13 protein-coding genes and 1 pseudogene are annotated in these 15148 nt (G+C 72.4%); 6 read left to right on the top strand and 8 right to left on the bottom strand.

What is annotated here, in order from left to right:
- The first annotated feature begins 25 nt into the window (after positions 1-25).
- The 4 genes and pseudogenes from H7A69_RS07050 to H7A69_RS07065 all read left to right on the top strand — a co-directional run bounded on the left by H7A69_RS07050 (position 26) and on the right by H7A69_RS07065 (position 6391).
- Complete coding sequence (locus tag H7A69_RS07050) at positions 26-1363, top strand: ABC transporter substrate-binding protein (protein WP_182046409.1); 1338 nt, start codon at positions 26-28, stop codon at positions 1361-1363.
- Positions 1360-2283 (top strand): annotated as a pseudogene (locus H7A69_RS07055) (carbohydrate ABC transporter permease); the annotation flags it as partial. The gene H7A69_RS07050 and the pseudogene H7A69_RS07055, both read left to right, overlap by 4 nt.
- A gap of 188 nt (positions 2284-2471) precedes the next feature.
- Positions 2472-3380, top strand: coding sequence for a carbohydrate ABC transporter permease (locus tag H7A69_RS07060; RefSeq protein WP_182046450.1), 909 nt, complete (start codon positions 2472-2474; stop codon positions 3378-3380).
- Positions 3377-6391, top strand: coding sequence for a glycoside hydrolase family 2 TIM barrel-domain containing protein (locus H7A69_RS07065; protein WP_182046411.1), 3015 nt, complete (start codon positions 3377-3379; stop codon positions 6389-6391). The genes H7A69_RS07060 and H7A69_RS07065 overlap by 4 nt, the downstream gene beginning before the upstream one ends.
- A gap of 147 nt (positions 6392-6538) precedes the next feature.
- Here H7A69_RS07065 and H7A69_RS07070 read toward each other — a convergent pair whose 3' ends face one another.
- Entirely contained in the window at positions 6539-6964 is a 426-nt protein-coding gene (locus tag H7A69_RS07070; RefSeq protein WP_182046412.1) for a DUF3151 domain-containing protein, read from the bottom strand.
- 284 nt (positions 6965-7248) lie between these two features.
- Between H7A69_RS07070 and H7A69_RS07075 the strand changes: the two genes are divergently transcribed.
- Positions 7249-8823: an ABC-F family ATP-binding cassette domain-containing protein gene (locus H7A69_RS07075; protein WP_182046413.1), complete on the top strand. Its 1575-nt coding sequence runs from the start codon at positions 7249-7251 to the stop codon at positions 8821-8823.
- A 6-nt stretch (positions 8824-8829) separates the two neighbouring features.
- On the opposite strand, the gene H7A69_RS07080 is transcribed toward H7A69_RS07075, so the two are convergent.
- From H7A69_RS07080 to H7A69_RS07090, 3 genes are all read right to left on the bottom strand, one after another.
- The gene (locus tag H7A69_RS07080) at positions 8830-9528 is read right to left on the bottom strand and encodes an SDR family oxidoreductase (protein WP_182046414.1); all 699 of its coding nucleotides are present in this window, start codon (positions 9526-9528) and stop codon (positions 8830-8832) included.
- A gap of 67 nt (positions 9529-9595) precedes the next feature.
- Positions 9596-10657 carry a YihY/virulence factor BrkB family protein gene (locus H7A69_RS07085; RefSeq protein WP_259346123.1) on the bottom strand — a complete coding sequence of 354 codons (1062 nt, stop codon included), beginning with the start codon at positions 10655-10657 and terminating at the stop codon, positions 9596-9598.
- A gap of 3 nt (positions 10658-10660) precedes the next feature.
- Entirely contained in the window at positions 10661-11182 is a 522-nt protein-coding gene (locus H7A69_RS07090; protein ID WP_182046415.1) for a hypothetical protein, read from the bottom strand.
- Positions 11183-11245: 63 nt separating this feature from the next.
- On the opposite strand from H7A69_RS07090, the gene H7A69_RS07095 reads away from it, so the two are divergent.
- Positions 11246-11986 (top strand): MBL fold metallo-hydrolase, encoded by a 741-nt coding sequence (locus tag H7A69_RS07095; RefSeq protein WP_182046416.1) that lies wholly within the window; start codon positions 11246-11248, stop codon positions 11984-11986.
- 351 nt (positions 11987-12337) lie between these two features.
- Here the strand turns inward: H7A69_RS07095 and H7A69_RS07100 are convergent, their stop codons facing one another.
- The 4 genes from H7A69_RS07100 to H7A69_RS07115 all read right to left on the bottom strand — a co-directional run bounded on the left by H7A69_RS07100 (position 12338) and on the right by H7A69_RS07115 (position 15146).
- Positions 12338-13381, bottom strand: a complete 1044-nt coding sequence (locus H7A69_RS07100) for a Gfo/Idh/MocA family protein (RefSeq protein ID WP_182046417.1) — start codon at positions 13379-13381, stop codon at positions 12338-12340.
- A 102-nt stretch (positions 13382-13483) separates the two neighbouring features.
- The gene (locus H7A69_RS07105; RefSeq protein WP_182046418.1) at positions 13484-14410 is read right to left on the bottom strand and encodes a prenyltransferase; all 927 of its coding nucleotides are present in this window, start codon (positions 14408-14410) and stop codon (positions 13484-13486) included.
- Complete coding sequence (locus H7A69_RS07110) at positions 14407-14787, bottom strand: lycopene cyclase domain-containing protein (protein WP_182046419.1); 381 nt, start codon at positions 14785-14787, stop codon at positions 14407-14409. The genes H7A69_RS07105 and H7A69_RS07110 overlap by 4 nt, the downstream gene beginning before the upstream one ends.
- A complete protein-coding gene (locus H7A69_RS07115; protein ID WP_182046420.1) occupies positions 14784-15146 on the bottom strand; it encodes a lycopene cyclase domain-containing protein in 363 nt (120 codons plus the stop codon). The genes H7A69_RS07110 and H7A69_RS07115 overlap by 4 nt, the downstream gene beginning before the upstream one ends.
- Between the last annotated feature and the right edge of the window lie 2 nt (positions 15147-15148).

Genomic DNA, 15148 nt, shown 5'->3' on the forward strand with positions numbered 1-15148 from the left:
GACGCCGACACCATCCCGACGTGTGATGACGAGAAGGAACCTGCTGGGCCTCGGGCTCGGCACGGCCGCGGCGGGGTTGCTCGCCGGGTGCGCCGTCCCGGGTTCCACCAACGTGAACAAGGCACCCCTGGTGCCGGCCGCCGCCGGCAGCGGGACCGTCCAGATCACGTACTGGGCGTGGCTCAAGGACCTGCAGAAGGTCTGCGACGTGTGGAACGCGAAGAACCCCCGCATCCAGGTCACCGCGAACTGGATCCCCGGTGGCAACGCCGGCGGGTACCAGAAGATGTACTCGGCGCTGGCGGCCGGGGGTGGCCCGGACATCGGCCAGGTCGAGTTCCGGCAGATCCCGGAGTTCATGCTCGCGAACGGGCTCGTCGACCTCGCGCGCTACGGGGCGAAGGACGTGCAGTCGAAGTACGACGAGGCCGCGTGGTCGCAGGTGCAGTTCGTCGACGGCGTGTACGGCATCCCGCAGGACACCGGCCCGATGGGCTTCTACTACCAGACCGCGATCCTCGAGCAGGCCGGCGGCGAACCCCCGACGACCTGGGACGAGTGGCGCGACCTGGCGGACAAGGTCCGGAGCACCGGCAACGGCAACTACCTCGAGGTCTTCCCGGTCGCCGACGCCTCGCCGTTCGCCGCCTACGTGCAGCAGGCAGGCGCCCGGTGGTTCCGCACCGACGGCGACGAGTGGGTCGTGGACATGACCGACGACAAGACGATGATGGTCGCCGAGTTCTTCGACGGCGTCATCGACGCGAAGCTCGTCGACACCAGCGCCGGGGCGTACACCCCGGGCTGGTACGCCGCCGCCGCGAGCGGGAAGATCGCCGCCGTCACGAGCGCGAGCTGGGGTGACGCCCTCATCCAGTCGGTGCAGGGCGGCGAGGGCAAGTGGAAGGTCGCGCCGATGCAGACCTGGGGCGACACGGGCTACGGCTCGAGCTCGATCGGCGGCTCGACGGCCGCGGTCCTGGCCAACGCGAAGCACCCACGTGAGGCGCTCGAGTTCATCACGTGGATGACCACCTCGAAGGAGGGCGTCGACGCGATGATCAAGTACTGCGGCATCGGCTGGTCACCCGCCGCCGACTACATCGGCGCGGCCCGCCAGGAGCCGTCGGCGTGGTTCTCCGGGCAGAACTACAACGAGGACGTCTTCGTGCCGTCGGCGCAGGAGCAGAACCTCGACTGGTCGTGGTCGCCCGTGACGCAGTCGGCCTTCACGAGCCTGCAGAACCAGTTCCGCCGCAAGCTCACCGGCGGGCTGAAGCTCACCGACGCCGTCGAGCTGGCGCAGCGGGAGATCGTCCAGTCCTTCAAGGACAAGGGCCTGAGCGTGAGGACGGCACGATGAGCACCACGACCCGCGACCGCACGACCGGCTTCCGCACGTCGACCAAGGCCACGAGCGCCCAGAAGCGCGCGCCGTGGATCCTGCTCGCCCCGTTCCTCGCACTGTTCGTGCTGACCTTCGTCATCCCGATCATCAGCGCGCTGTTCCAGAGCTTCACCACCGTCGACCGCGAGGGCCTGTTCGGCGAGGACGGCGTCACCGGGCGGTTCGCCGGCTTCGACAACTACGCGATCGCCCTGCAGGACTCCGGCTTCGTCGCGTCGATCGGCCGGATGCTGCTGTTCGGCATCGTGCAGGTGCCGGTCATGATCATCGCGTGCACGATTCTCGCGCTGCTCCTCGAGTCCGCCAGCGCCCGGTGGCCCGCGTTCTTCCGAGCGGTCTACTTCATGCCGTACGGCGTCCCGGGCGTCATCGCGACGATCCTCTGGTCGTTCCTCTACGTGCCCGGGCTGTCGCCGATCGTGGCGCTGCTGCAGTCGATGGGGTTGCAGCCGGACTTCCTCGGCGCGAACAGCGTGCTGTGGTCGATCGCGAACATCGTCACGTGGACCTACACGGGCTACAACATGCTCATCATCGTGGCGCAGCTGAAGTCGATCCCCGGCGAGGTCTACGAGGCCGCGAAGATGGACGGCGCCGGCCCCTTCCAGGTCGCGTGGCGCATCCAGATCCCGCTCATCGCGCCGGCCCTGGTGCTCACGACGGTCTTCTCGATCATCGGCACGCTGCAGCTCTTCGCCGAGCCGCAGATCCTGTCGACGGTCGCGCCCGCGATCGACACCGAGTACACGCCGAACTACGCCGCGTACACGAACGCCTTCGCGTTCAACGAGTACGGGGTCGCGAGCGCGCAGGCCGTGATCATCGCGCTGGCCGCGTTCGTCCTGTCGTTCGTGTTCCTCGCGCTGACGAACCGTCCGCCGAAGGACGAGCGAGACCGCCGCAAGCGGGCGAAGCGCGACGGCCTGGAGGCGCGGCGCGCGCTCCAGGGGCGCGCATCCGCCCGACCGGTGGTCACCACCCAGGCCGACCAGGGCCTCCAGTCCGGTCGCGTCGCGACGACGGAAGGAACGGACCGATGACCAGTGAAGCCATCGAGGCGCCGGTGACCAAGCGGGCCGCCGAGCCCGTCGACACCACGTCGATCACGGCGCACCAGCGTCGAAAGCTCGACCGCTCACCCCGCTCGCAGATCGTCGTGACGGCGATCCTCGTCGTCGTCGCGGTCTACTTCCTCGTGCCGCTCTACTGGGTCGTCATCGCGGCGACGAAGACCACCGGCGCACTGTTCAGCACGAACGGGTTCTGGTTCGGCGGCGAGTTCGCCCTGTTCAGCAACATCCAGCAGGTCTTCTCGTACGACGGCGGCATCTTCGTCCGGTGGATCGCCAACAGCGTCCTGTACTCGGGCGTCGGTGCGGTCCTCGCGACCTACTTCGCGGCGGCCGGCGGCTACGCGCTCGCGAAGTACGAGTTCCGGGGGCGCCAGCTCGTGTTCGGGACGATCCTCGGCGGCGTGCTCGTGCCGGGGACCGCGACGGCGCTGCCGCTGTTCCTGCTGTTCTCGACGATGGGCCTGACCGACACGTACTGGAGCGTGCTCATCCCGAGCCTCGTCTCCCCGTTCGGGCTGTTCCTCTGCCGGGTGTACGCCGCCGCCTCGGTCGACACGGCGCTCCTCGAGCAGGCGCGCATCGACGGCGCCGGCGAGCTGCGGATCTTCCACACCATCGTGCTCCGGCAGCTGACCCCGGCCCTGGTGACGGTGTTCCTGTTCCAGGTCGTCGGCATCTGGAACAACTTCTTCCTGCCGCTCATCATGCTGGCCGACCAGAAGCTGTACCCGATCACGCTCGGCCTCAACAACTGGCGAGCACAGGTCGATCGTCTGCCAGAGTTCTACCAGCTCACCACCGGCGGGGTGCTCGTCTCGGTCATCCCGCTGGTGATCGCGATCATCGTCCTGCAGCGCTTCTGGCGCGGGGGCCTCACGGAAGGATCGGTCAAGGGTTGACCATCGCTGCACTCGCCTCCACCACCCCCGGCTCCGGTTCGCGGCTCGCCCCGCGGGCCTCGCTGCACACGGACGCCCCGAGCGCGTCGCTGAACGGCGACTGGGACTTCCGGTGGTCGCCGGTCGCCGACGTGCCGCTGCCCGGGGCCGACGACACGTGGGGCAGCATCCCGGTGCCGTCGCACTGGGTCCTGCACGGGCACGGCGCGCCGAGCTACACGAACCTGCAGTACCCGTTCCCGATCGACCCGCCGCACCCGCCGGAGGAGAACCCGACCGGTGACCACCGGCGCGCGTTCTCGCTGCCCGCGTCGTTCGACGGTGCCGCCCGGGTGCTGCTGCGCTTCGACGGCGTGGAGTCGCACTTCCGCGTGTGGCTGAACGGCACCGAGGTGGGGTGGTCGACCGGGTCCCGGCTCGCCACCGAGTTCGACGTCACCCCGCTGCTCGTGCCCGGCACGAACGAGCTGCTCGTCCGCGTGCACCAGTGGAGCGCCGCCTCGTACCTCGAGGACCAGGACCAGTGGTGGCTGCCCGGCATCTTCCGCGACGTCACCCTGCTCGCCCGCCCGACGGCACCGATCGACGACGTCTTCGTGCGCGCCGGCTGGACCGCGACCCTCGGTGACGCCGCGACCGCCGGCACCGCCGCCTCGGGACGACCGGGCACCGGCACGGGGACCATCACGTTCCCGACGCTCGACGCCGCGTTCCCGGTGCGGTTCGCCGTGCCGGACCTGGGCGTCGACGTGACCTGGCGGTCGGCCGACGACGTCGCGCCGATCACCGTCGAGGGCGTCGAACCGTGGAGTGCCGAGGTCCCGAGGCTGTACGACGCCACCGTCGCCACCGGCACGGACGCCGGCGGTCGCGACGGCGGCGAGACCGTGTCGCTGCGGCTCGGCTTCCGCACCGTGGCGATCGAGGGCGACCGGTTCCTCGTGAACGGCGAGCGCGTGGTCTTCCACGGCGTCAACCGGCACGAGACCCACCCCGTGCGCGGCCGGGTCTTCGACGAGGAGCACGCCCGCGCGGACATGGTGCTCATGAAGCGGAACAACGTCAACGCGATCCGCACCTCGCACTACCCGCCGCACCCGCGCGTGCTCGACCTGGCCGACGAGCTGGGGTTCTGGGTGGTGCTGGAGTGCGACCTCGAGACCCACGGGTTCCTCTTCACCGACTGGGTCGGGAACCCCTCTGACGACCCGGCCTGGCGGGACGCGTACCTCGACCGGATCGCCCGCACCGTCGAGCGCGACAAGAACCACGCGTCGATCGTCATGTGGTCGCTCGGCAACGAGTCCGGCACCGGGCGGAACCTCGCGGCGATGTCGCAGTGGGTGCACGACCGCGACGACGAGCGCCCCGTGCACTACGAGGGCGACTACACCGGCGCCTACACGGACGTCTACTCGCGGATGTACCCGACGCTGCAGGAGACCGAGTCGATCGGCGGCGGTCCCGAGACCCCGCTGCTCGGGTGCGGTCCGGCCGAGGCCGCACGGCAGCGCTCGAAGCCGTTCCTGCACTGTGAGTACGTGCACGCGATGGGCAACGGCCCCGGGCAGATCGCCGAGTACGAGGCCCTGGTCGACCGGTACCCGCGGCTGCACGGCGGCTTCGTGTGGGAGTGGCGGGACCACGGTCTGCTCGCACGGACCGCCGACGGCCAGGACTACTTCGCGTACGGCGGTGACTTCGGCGAGGTCGTGCACGACGGCAACTTCGTGATGGACGGCCTCGTGCTGCCCGACGACACCCCGACCCCGGGCCTGGCGGAGTTCGCGGCCGTCGTCGCCCCGGTCCGGGTCGCGCTCGGCGACCGCACCGTGCTCGTGGAGAACCGGTACCACTCCGCCTCCACCGCGGGGCTGCGGTTCTGCTGGACCCTCTCGCGGAACGGCGTCGTCGAGTCGTCCGGCCGCTTCGCCCCCGGCGTGGTCGCCGCCCGGCAGTCGGCGACGGTGCCGGTGCCGGACGAGGTGCTCGCCGCCGCGACGGCCGAGCTCGCACCCGCGGACGAGCTGTGGTTCGAGGTGACGGTGGAACTGGCGGGGCCGACCGCGTGGGCGGACACCGGCCACGTCGTGGCACGCAGCCAGCGGCTCGTGGCGTCGCGCGCTGCGGACGTGCCCCGCGCCTCCCGGCAGGGCTGGGACGGTGACGTGCTCGGGGACGGGACCTTCAGCGCCCGGGGTGACCTGGTGTCCTGGAAGGGGCACGAGGTGGCCGGGCCGCGCCTGGAGCTGTGGCGTGCACCGACGGACAACGACAGCCTCGCCTCGCAGGGCGGCTACGAGACCGCCGACCCCGTGCTCACCGGCGGCGTCGGTGATCCGGACGCACCGGCGTCGGCCGTGCGGTGGCGGGAGCGGGGGCTCGACCGGCTGACGCACCGGCTCGTGTCGGTGGACCGGAGCTCGTCCGGACTGGTCCAGCGGGTCCGGGTCGCTGCGGCCAACAGCGGGTGGGGCGTCGACGTGACGCACCGCTGGACGCTCACGGACGACGGACTGCTCCTGCAGACCGACGCGGTGCCCTTCGGCGCCTGGGACGTCACGTGGCCGCGGGTCGGCGTGCGGTTCGACCTGCCGGCGTCGTTGCTCGACGGCGAGGCCTCGTGGTTCGGCACCGGGCCGGCGGAGTCGTACGCGGACTCGTCGCGGGCCGCACGCGTGGGGCGCTTCTCGGAACCGGTGCGTGCGCTGACCGTCGACTACTCGATGCCGCAGGAGACCGGGCACCGCCCCGGGCTGCGTGCGCTGTCGGTGGGCCCGTTCACGGTGTCGACCGTCGGGGCGCACCGGGCGGGGTTCACGCTCACGCCCTGGACCGCGCAGCAGGTCGGGCGGGCGATGCACCCGTACGAGCTGCCGACGCCGGACCACACGTACCTGTACCTCGACGCGGCGCAGCACGGGCTCGGGTCGCGGGCGTGCGGGCTCGACGTGCTGCCCGAGCACCAGCTGTGGCCGCAGGCGTTCTCGTGGAGCGTGGTGCTCGGGTAGGGCGGGGCGGGCGCGCGGCGGGGTGCTCGTGGCGCGGCTCGCTCGCGCACGACCGGAGGCACCTCGCGCCACGGACTTCCGTGGCGCGAGGTGCCTCCGGTTGTTCGGGGTGCGTGGGGCACGGTGCAGCGGGCGCCCCGCCCCGCGCTACTCCCCCGCGGTGAGGGCGCGCAGCGCCTCGGGGTCCGACGCGTCGAGGAAGTCCGTCAGCCGCTCGGGCTCGCCCGGCTCGTCGATCGCCTCGGCCGCGCGGCGCAGGGCGAACAGCGCCCGGAGCACCCCGCGGTTGGGCTCGTGCGACCACGGCACCGGACCGGCTCCGCGCCAGCCGGCCTTCCGCAGCGCGTCGAGGCCGCGGTGGTACCCGACGCGGGCGTAGGCGTACGACTCGAGGGTGGCGCCGCGTTCCCAGGCCTCGTCGGCGAGCAGTGCCCACGCCAGGCTCGAGGACGGGTGCGACACGACGACGCTCGACACGGGGGCGTCGGCGGCGAGCGCGGCGGTCACCTCCGGCTCCTCGGGCAGCAGGGTCGCGGGGTTCGCGGTCGGGTTCGGCAGCAGGTTCTCCGGCATGCGTCCAGCCTGTCACCTCTTGCCCCCGGCCGGGTCCGGTCGTACCGTGGATGACACCTCGTCGTCACCGCGGGGCCGCCGGGGCGGGAGACCGACCGGCAGCACGGGTGGCGGTCACGGGGGTCCCCGACGGAAGAGCCGCATTGCTGTCGATCACCGGTACCGCGCAGTCCTCGCGCTGACACCGTGATCGTCGCGCCCCGTCGGGCGCTCCGCGCGCCGACCCCTCCGGTCGCCGCGGGTCCGGTGTCGTGCGCCCAGCTCACGATCCGGGAGGCACACCCATGCCCGCAACACCGTCCGTCGTCCTCGACGACCTCACCTTCACCTGGCCCGACGGCTCCGTCGCGCTCGACCACCTCACAACCGCCTTCGGCCGTGGCTGCACCGGCCTGGTCGGGAGGAACGGGGCCGGCAAGTCCACGCTGGTCCGGCTCGTCACGGGACGGCTCCGCCCCACGTCCGGCTCGATCCGCACCTCCGGTCCGGTGGACCACCTGCCCCAGCGACTGCACGCCCGCCCCGGGGACACCGTGGCGGACCTGCTCGGCGTCGGAGCGACCCTGACCGCGCTCCGGGCGGTCCTCGGCGGCGATGCCTCGCCGGAGCACTTCGACGCGATCGGCGACGACTGGGACGTCGAGGAGCGGGCCGCCGCCGCGCTCGCGCACGTGCCCGGGCTCGGCGGCGCCGACCTCGACCGGCCCGTCGGGACGCTGTCCGGCGGGCAGGCGGTCCTGACGGCCGTCGCCGGCATCCGGTTGCGCGGCCGGCCGATCGCGCTGCTCGACGAGCCCACGAACAACCTCGACCGACGGGCCCGCGCCGCGCTGCTCGACCTGGTCGACGGGTGGAACGGCACGCTCGTCGTCGTCAGCCATGACCGCGAGCTGCTCGAGCACGTCGACGAGACCGTCGAGCTGCGTTCGGGATCGGCCACGGTGTTCGGCGGGACTTTCAGCGCCTACGAGGAGCACCTCGCCGTGCAGCAGGCCGCCGTCGAGCGCGAGGTCCGGGTCGCCGAGCAACGGCACCGTGCCGAGCAGCGGCAGCGCATCGAGGCGGAGACGAAGATCGCCCGCCGGGCCCGGGCCGGCCGCGAGGCCGCGCGCTCGATGCCGAAGATCCTGGCGAACGAGCAGCGCAAGCGGGCCGAGCAGACCGCCGGTCGGTTGCGTGCGGCACACGGCTCGGCAGAGGCGCAGGCACGGTCTGCGGTGCAGGAGGCCGAGCTGCGACTCCGCGACGACGAGTCGCTGCACGTCACGCTGCCCGACCCGCGGGTCCCCGCATCACGGCGCATCGCGACCGTCACCGTGCGTGGCCGGTCGGTCGTCGTCCAGGGGCCCGAGCGCGTCGCGGTCACCGGGGCGAACGGTGTCGGCAAGACGACGTTGCTCGAGCAGCTCGTGGGGCTGCCGGGCGCGCGCGAGCACCCGCTCCCGGACACCGCCGCGGCCCCGCACGTCGACCCGATCGGGTACCTGCCGCAGCGGCGGGACGCCCTCGACGACGGCGCGACCGTGCTCGAGAACGTCCGTCGGGCGGCGAGCCACGTCCCCGATGCCGAGCTCCGCAACCAGCTGGCGCGACTCCTGGTGCGCGGGGACACCGTGGACCGCCCGGTGGCGACCGTGTCGGGCGGCGAGCGCTTCCGGGTGGCGTTGGCGACCCTGGTGCTCGCGGACCCGCCCCCGCAGCTCCTGGTGCTCGACGAGCCGACGAACGACCTCGACCTGACGAGCGTCGACCAGCTCGTCGACGCGCTCCGGGCGTACCGAGGAGCCCTCGTCGTGGTCAGCCACGACGAGGTGTTCCTCGACCGCCTGTCGCTGACGGCGCGGCTCGAGCTCGTGTAGCCCGGGTCAGCGCTTCCGGGTCGGCCGGATCGCCAGGGACTCGATCGTGCCGCGCTCGGGCAGGTCGACCACGGTGCGGACGGCTGCCGCCACGTCCTCCGGCGCCAGGTAGTAGGCGGTGTCGTAGTCCTCGCCGAGCTTCTCGGTCAGGGCCCGCTGCATGTCGGAGTCCGTCCGGCCCGGGTGCACGCTCGACACCCGGACGCCGGACGTCCGCTCCTCCTCGCGCAGGGCGTCGGCGAACGCGCGGAGGGCGAACTTCGACGCCGCGTAGACGCCCCCACCGGGACCGGCGACGAAGCCCGACCCGCTGTTCACCGGCACGACGATGCCGCGCGCCGTCCGGAGCGCGGGGAGCGCCAGCCGGGTGAGCTCGGCGACCGCGAAGACGTTCGTCGCGAAGACCTGCTCCCACACGTCGCGCGGGGTGTCCGCGATCCGAGTGCCCTGCTCGACGCCGGCACTGTGCACGAGGACGTCGAGCCGGTCCGGCAGCGCGGGGACGTCACCGGCACCGAGGTCGCCGACGAACGGTGCCGCGCTCGGCAGCTCGGCCACCAGAGCATCGACCGCGGATGCCGTCCGGCCACCGACCAACACGTGGTGCGTACGCCCGAGCTCGATCGCGATCGCGCGGCCGATCCCCCGGGTCGCCCCGGTGACGAGTGCGGTCGGACGGGTGACGGGAGGCGCGGTGTCGGTCATGCGTCCCACCCTACGAAAGGATGCGGGGCGGACCCGCACCGCGCCTCCAGGCCGTGGCGGGGGTGCGTCAGTCCTTCGAGCGTCCCGCGCTCTCGCGGATGCGGATGCCCTCGAGGACGTCCTTGGCGTGCTGCTCGTCCTGCTTCTCGATCTGGCGGGTGTCGCGCTCGGGGAGCTGGATGTCCTCCTCGGCCCGGATGCCGGCCTGCAGCTGGCGGCCACGCTCGAGCTCGGCGTCGAACTCGGCGCCGAAGAGCAGTGCGTTGTTCGTGATCCAGATCCAGAGCAGGAAGACGATCACGCCACCGAGCGACCCGTACGTGGCGTTGTAGTTCGAGAAGTTCCCGACGTAGAAGCCGAAGCCGACGCTGGCGATGATCCAGATGCCGATGCCGACCAGGGCACCGCCGCTGACCCACTTGAACTTCGACTGGCGGACGTTCGGGGCCCAGTAGTACAGGACCGCGACCACCACGATCATCACCGCGAGCAGGATCGGCCACTGCACGATCGACACCACGAGCGCGGCGGCGTCACCGAGGCCGATGACGTCACCGAACGTCCGGGCGAGCGGTCCGGAGACGAGCACGAGCAGGCCGATGACGAGGAGCACGACGGTGAAGACCGTGACGCCGAGCATGGTCGGGCGGAGCTTCCAGATCGGCCGGCCCTCGCGCACGTTGTAGATGCGGTTCATCGCGCGGCCGAAGGCGCCGACGTAGCCGGAGGCCGACCAGAGGGCACCGAGCACACCGACGATGAACGTGATCGGGGCGGCGGGCGAGCGGACGAGGCCCTCGACCGGGCTGCGGAGCAGGTCGGCGACCTGCCCGCCACCGACGTTGGTGATGATCTCGAGCAGGCTGTCGATCGTGTCCCGCGGGTTCGACACGAGCCCGAGGATCGACACCACCGCGAGCAGCCCGGGGAAGAGCGCGAGCACCGTGTAGTACGTCAGGCTCGCGGCGAGGTCGGTGCACTGGTCGCTCGAGAACTCGCGGAGCGTCTTCTTGAGCGTGTACGTGAACGACGGCTTGGTGAGGTCCGTCGGGCTGTCCGGCTTCCGGGGGTCGTCCGGCGCGGGCTTGTGCTGCATGTCCTGCTGCAGGTCGTGGTCCTTGCGCGCCATGGTCTAGCCCTTCACCTTCGCCGCGGCCTTCGCCGCCGCCTTGGACCGCTTCGCGGCCTGCTTGCGGTTCTTGGTGGCGCGGCGCTGCACCGCGGCGATGCCCGCGCGCTGCTTGACCCGGTTCTTGTGCACCGGGTCGCGCTCGAGGGACTCCTCGGCGGCCTTCCGGCGGGCCTTGCGACCCTTGCGGCCGTCCTTCGTCTGGTCGGTGTCCAGCTCGCCGCGCGGGCCGAACGGCAGCAGCGCGGTGAACGCCGTCGATGCCGCGGGACGGTCGAGGTGTCCGGCGTCGGTGCGGCCGATGCGCGTGCCGAGGACGATCGCGGCGATGCCGGCCGCTGCGGTGACCCCCATGGCCACGAGCGGGGTGGGGTCGCGGTGCCAGCGCTGCCGTGCCTTCGCGACCGCGAGCCGGGTGCGCGCGGGCACGTCCGAGCGCCGCCGGATCTCGGTGACGCTGTCGGTGAGGCGCTCACGCGTGCGCACGTTCGCGAGTTCCAGCTCGGGGATGCTGTCCTTGGCCATGCATCGTGCCTACCAGGCGGGGGCCGGACCCGCCTCCAGCGGCCGCGGTCTACGGTGCAGGTCATGCTGTTCCGGGACGTCGCCGAGGGGATCCACCGCCTCGAGATCGCACACACCAACACCTACCTCGTCGAGACCGGCGACCGGTTGCTCGTCGTCGACGCGGGGCTCCCCGCCGCGTGGCCGCACCTGCTCCTCGCCGTGCACGACCTCGGCTACGCCCCGGCGCGGGTCGAGGCACTGCTGCTCACGCACGGGCACTTCGACCACGTCGGGACCGCCGCCCGCATGCACCGGGAGTGGGGCACGCCGGTGTACGTGCACCCGGGCGACCGGGACCTCGCGGCGCACCCGTACTCGTACCGGCCGCAGACGAACCGGTTCGGCTTCGTCGCGGTGCACCCCGGCGGGCTCGCGCCCCTCGGCCGGATGCTGCTCGCCGGGGCGGCGACGGTCGACGGGATCGACGACACCGAGCCGATGGTGTCCCGCGCGGACGTCCCCGGCAACCCGTGGATCATCGAGACGCCCGGCCACACCGACGGCCACGTCGCGCTGCACTTCGCCGACCGCGACGCAGTGATCGCCGGCGACGCCCTCGTCACGCTCGACCCGTACACGGGCGGGATCGGTCCGCGGATCGTCGCGCCGGCCGCGACGGCCGACGTGGACACCGCGGTCGCGTCGCTGTCCCGCCTCGAGGACACCGAGGCCCGGCACGTGCTGCCCGGCCACGGTCCCGTGTTCTCGCGCGGGGTGCGTGCGGCGGTGGCGCAGGCGCGTCGCGCCGCCGGCGCCGCGTAGCGCGCGCAACGGCACGAGTCTCGGACCCAGCGACGATCCTCGCGCTCGCACGCACGAGGGCTGTCGCCCAGCGCGAGTCTCGTGCCCCCCGCCGGACGGGAGGCGCGGTGCGGGCCCGCCACGCGCCTCCCGTCCGTCGGGTGGGACGTCCGTGCCGCGGGTGCGCGCGCAGGTCGGCGCGCTCGTTCCTTCCCAGGACGGCCGCGATGGCAAGTGCGATCGGGCGTACCTGGTGGAACCGTCCGACCAGGTACGCCCGATCCGACCAGGTAAGCCCGATCCGACCGGGCGCACTCGGGAGCGCGCGCCCGAGCGGCCCGGCTCGGCCCGGCTCGGCTCGGCGCGCACGGGCTACTCGGGCAGGACGACGTCCTCGGGGACGCCGGACACGGCCGAGCGCCCCGCCGCCTCCATCACCGCGAGGCTCCGCAGGTTGTCGCGCCCGCTCGTCTCCGGCGCCGGGCCGCCCTCGACCGAGCGCGCGAAGGCCTGCAGCCCGCCCTGCCGGTCCGTGTGCTCGAGCGTCGGCAGTTCGACGGCCTCCGCCTCGGCGTCCTGGTCGGCCCGCAGCGTCACCCGGTCGCCCGCGATCTCGCTCGGCGACCCGTCACGGCTCGTGAACCAGAGCTCGCCGTCCTCGCCCTGGATGCTCCACTCCCCCGCCCACGCGGTCCGGGGTGCGCGCGAGAGCCAGCTGCCGCGGTAGCTCACGACGAGGCCGTCCTCGAGCTCGATGATCATCGACGTGACGGCCTCGTCCTGGTACTTGCTGTGCTCCGGGTACGAGGCGCGGGCGTACACGCGGACGGCCTCGAGCCCGGTCACCATCCGGATCAGGTCGAAGTGGTGGATCGCCATGTCGTTGATCATCGGGTGCGGGAACCGGTAGTGCGGGTAGGTCTCCACCGGGGCGTCGTTGTCCCACTGCCGGAAGTCGATGCTGATGGCGGAGAGCTCGCCGAGCGTCCGTGCCGCGAGCAGGTCCTTGACCGCCCGGGGCGCCGGGTACCAGCGGTAGTTCTGGCTGACCTGCAGCACGAGGCCGAGCTCCTCGGCACGGCGGACGGCCTGCAGGGCTTCGTCGGTGGAGTTCGCGAAGGGCTTCTCGACGAGCACGTGCTTGCCCGCGTCGAGGGCCTCGAGCGCGAGCGGCACGTGCGTGACCGCCGGCGCGGTGATGACGACGGCGTCGGCCTCGACCCCGGCGAGGGCCTCGGTGAGCGAGGCGAAGGCGGCGGTCGCGGGCAGCCCGAGGTCCGTGCGGACGGCCTCGAGCGTCGCGGGGACCGGGTCGACGAGCCCGACCACCTCCACTTCGGTGACCTGCGGGATGGCGGTGCGGGCCCAGTTGCCGCCCCACCCTCCGAGACCGACGTGGATGATGCGGACCGTCATGCGTGCACTCCTTCGTGACCGGCGCACCACGGCTCCCGTGGCGCGTCCCTCCAGTCTGTCAGGGGCCTCGGACGCTGCCCGCAGGCGCGGCGCGGACGGCCGTCAGTGCGTGAAGGCGTACCCGATGAGCGCCATCGTGACGACGGCGCCCGCGACGTAGTTGATCCACAGGAAGCGCTTCCAGCCCGCGTTCGCCGACTCCGCCCCCTCGTCGGTGACGTTCCACCACGGCAGCACGTTCAGCGCGTAGGGCACGACGACGACCGCCGCGATCGGCCCCGGGAACGCCGAGAACAGCAGCGCGACCCCCGCGACGAGGTACGCCACGAACGCCAGGCGGACGGTCGCCCGCGCCCCGATGACGGTCGCGACGGAGCCGATGCCGCCCGCGCGGTCGGCGAGCACGTCCTGCACGGCACCGAACGCGTGCGAGGCCACCCCCCACAGGAAGAACGCCACGCACACCGCGACGAGCTGCCCGGTCCAGTGCGGACCGGCGAGCGTGAGACCGAACACCGCGGGCGACACGAAGTGCGTCGACGAGGTGAGGGAGTCGAGGAACGGCCGCTCCTTGAACCGCAGGCCCGGCGCCGAGTACGCGACGACCGCGAAGACGCTGATCGCCAGGACGGCCCACGACCACGGACCGTTGCCGCTCAGCGCGCCGAGCACGACGAGCGCGACGAGGAACGGCACGTTCGTGACGACGACCGCCCACAGCGTGGCGCGGTGCACGCTCTTGTCGAGCAGGGCCCCCTCGACGCCGCCCTTCCGCGGGTTCCGCAGGTCCGACTCGTAGTCGAAGACGTCGTTGATGCCGTACATCGCGAGGTTGTACGGCACGAGGAAGTACACGACACCGACGATGAACGCGACGAGCGAGAACCCGCCACCACCGTCGAGGCCGACCCCGCTGCCGAGCAGGTACGCGGCACCGAAGGGGTAGGCGGTGTTCACCCAGCTGATCGGCCGCGACGACACGAAGAGTGCGCGCAGGGTCGACGGTCGGGAGGCACGGCTCACGGTCACGGGGTCTCCTCCGGTCGGTGGGTGGGCTGGCCCGGGCGCTCCGACCGTACCGGGCGCTCGAGCAGCACCCAGCAGCTCGGCAGCAGCAGGGCGGCCCCGATCGAGTACGCGAGGTCCTCGACGGGGAACAGCCCGATCCGCGCCCCCGAGACGAGCGCGGGGTCGTACGCGACGATCCCGAGCCCGACGATCACGTTGTTGAACACGCCCGTCATGACGAGCAGGACGGCCCCGGCGACCACGGCGCTGACGATCCCGACCCGGCGGCCGCCGGCACCGCGACGACGGGCGGCGACCGCGCCGGCGGCCACCGCGACGAGTGCGGCGGTGGCCAGGAACGGCACCGCGAGCAGCGCGTACGTCGCCGTCCCGGTCACGAGCGGGACCCCCCGTCGGTCCGCTCCAGCCCGTCGGTCCGCTCCAGCCGCCGCGCGACGACGGGACGCAGGGCGCCGAAGAGGTCCATCGTCGTCCAGCAGAGGAGCACGAGGAAGAAGACCTCCTCGAGCGGTACCTCGGGGGCGAGCAGCACCCCGGTGAGCAGGTCGTTCCGGCCGATGAAGAAGACGCCGAGGTGCACGCCGGCGACGTCCCACACGAGGAAGAAGACGAGCCCGACGACCATCACGGCCGCCGCCCGCAGGGGGCTCCGCCAGAAGAACAGTCGGTACCGGGCGTCGAGCACCGCGATGCCGGCGATCGACACCACGAGTCCGATCAGGTAGACGCCCGGCATCG

Source organism: Curtobacterium sp. ME26 (assembly GCF_903970945.1).
GTDB lineage: Bacteria > Actinomycetota > Actinomycetes > Actinomycetales > Microbacteriaceae > Curtobacterium > Curtobacterium citri.

Excerpts from the sequence above, each read along its gene's own strand:
- H7A69_RS07050 (WP_182046409.1), top strand. The coding sequence starts at position 26 with ATGACGAGAAGGAACCTGCTGGGCCTCGGGCTCGGCACGGCCGCGGCG.
- H7A69_RS07070 (WP_182046412.1), bottom strand. The coding sequence starts at position 6,964 with ATGCCGGAGAACCTGCTGCCGAACCCGACCGCGAACCCCGCGACCCTG.
- H7A69_RS07075 (WP_182046413.1), top strand. The coding sequence starts at position 7,249 with ATGCCCGCAACACCGTCCGTCGTCCTCGACGACCTCACCTTCACCTGG.
- H7A69_RS07080 (WP_182046414.1), bottom strand. The coding sequence starts at position 9,528 with ATGACCGACACCGCGCCTCCCGTCACCCGTCCGACCGCACTCGTCACC.
- H7A69_RS07085 (WP_259346123.1), bottom strand. The coding sequence starts at position 10,657 with ATGGCGCGCAAGGACCACGACCTGCAGCAGGACATGCAGCACAAGCCC.
- H7A69_RS07090 (WP_182046415.1), bottom strand. The coding sequence starts at position 11,182 with ATGGCCAAGGACAGCATCCCCGAGCTGGAACTCGCGAACGTGCGCACG.
- H7A69_RS07095 (WP_182046416.1), top strand. The coding sequence starts at position 11,246 with ATGCTGTTCCGGGACGTCGCCGAGGGGATCCACCGCCTCGAGATCGCA.
- H7A69_RS07100 (WP_182046417.1), bottom strand. The coding sequence starts at position 13,381 with ATGACGGTCCGCATCATCCACGTCGGTCTCGGAGGGTGGGGCGGCAAC.
- H7A69_RS07115 (WP_182046420.1), bottom strand. The coding sequence starts at position 15,146 with ATGCCGGGCGTCTACCTGATCGGACTCGTGGTGTCGATCGCCGGCATC.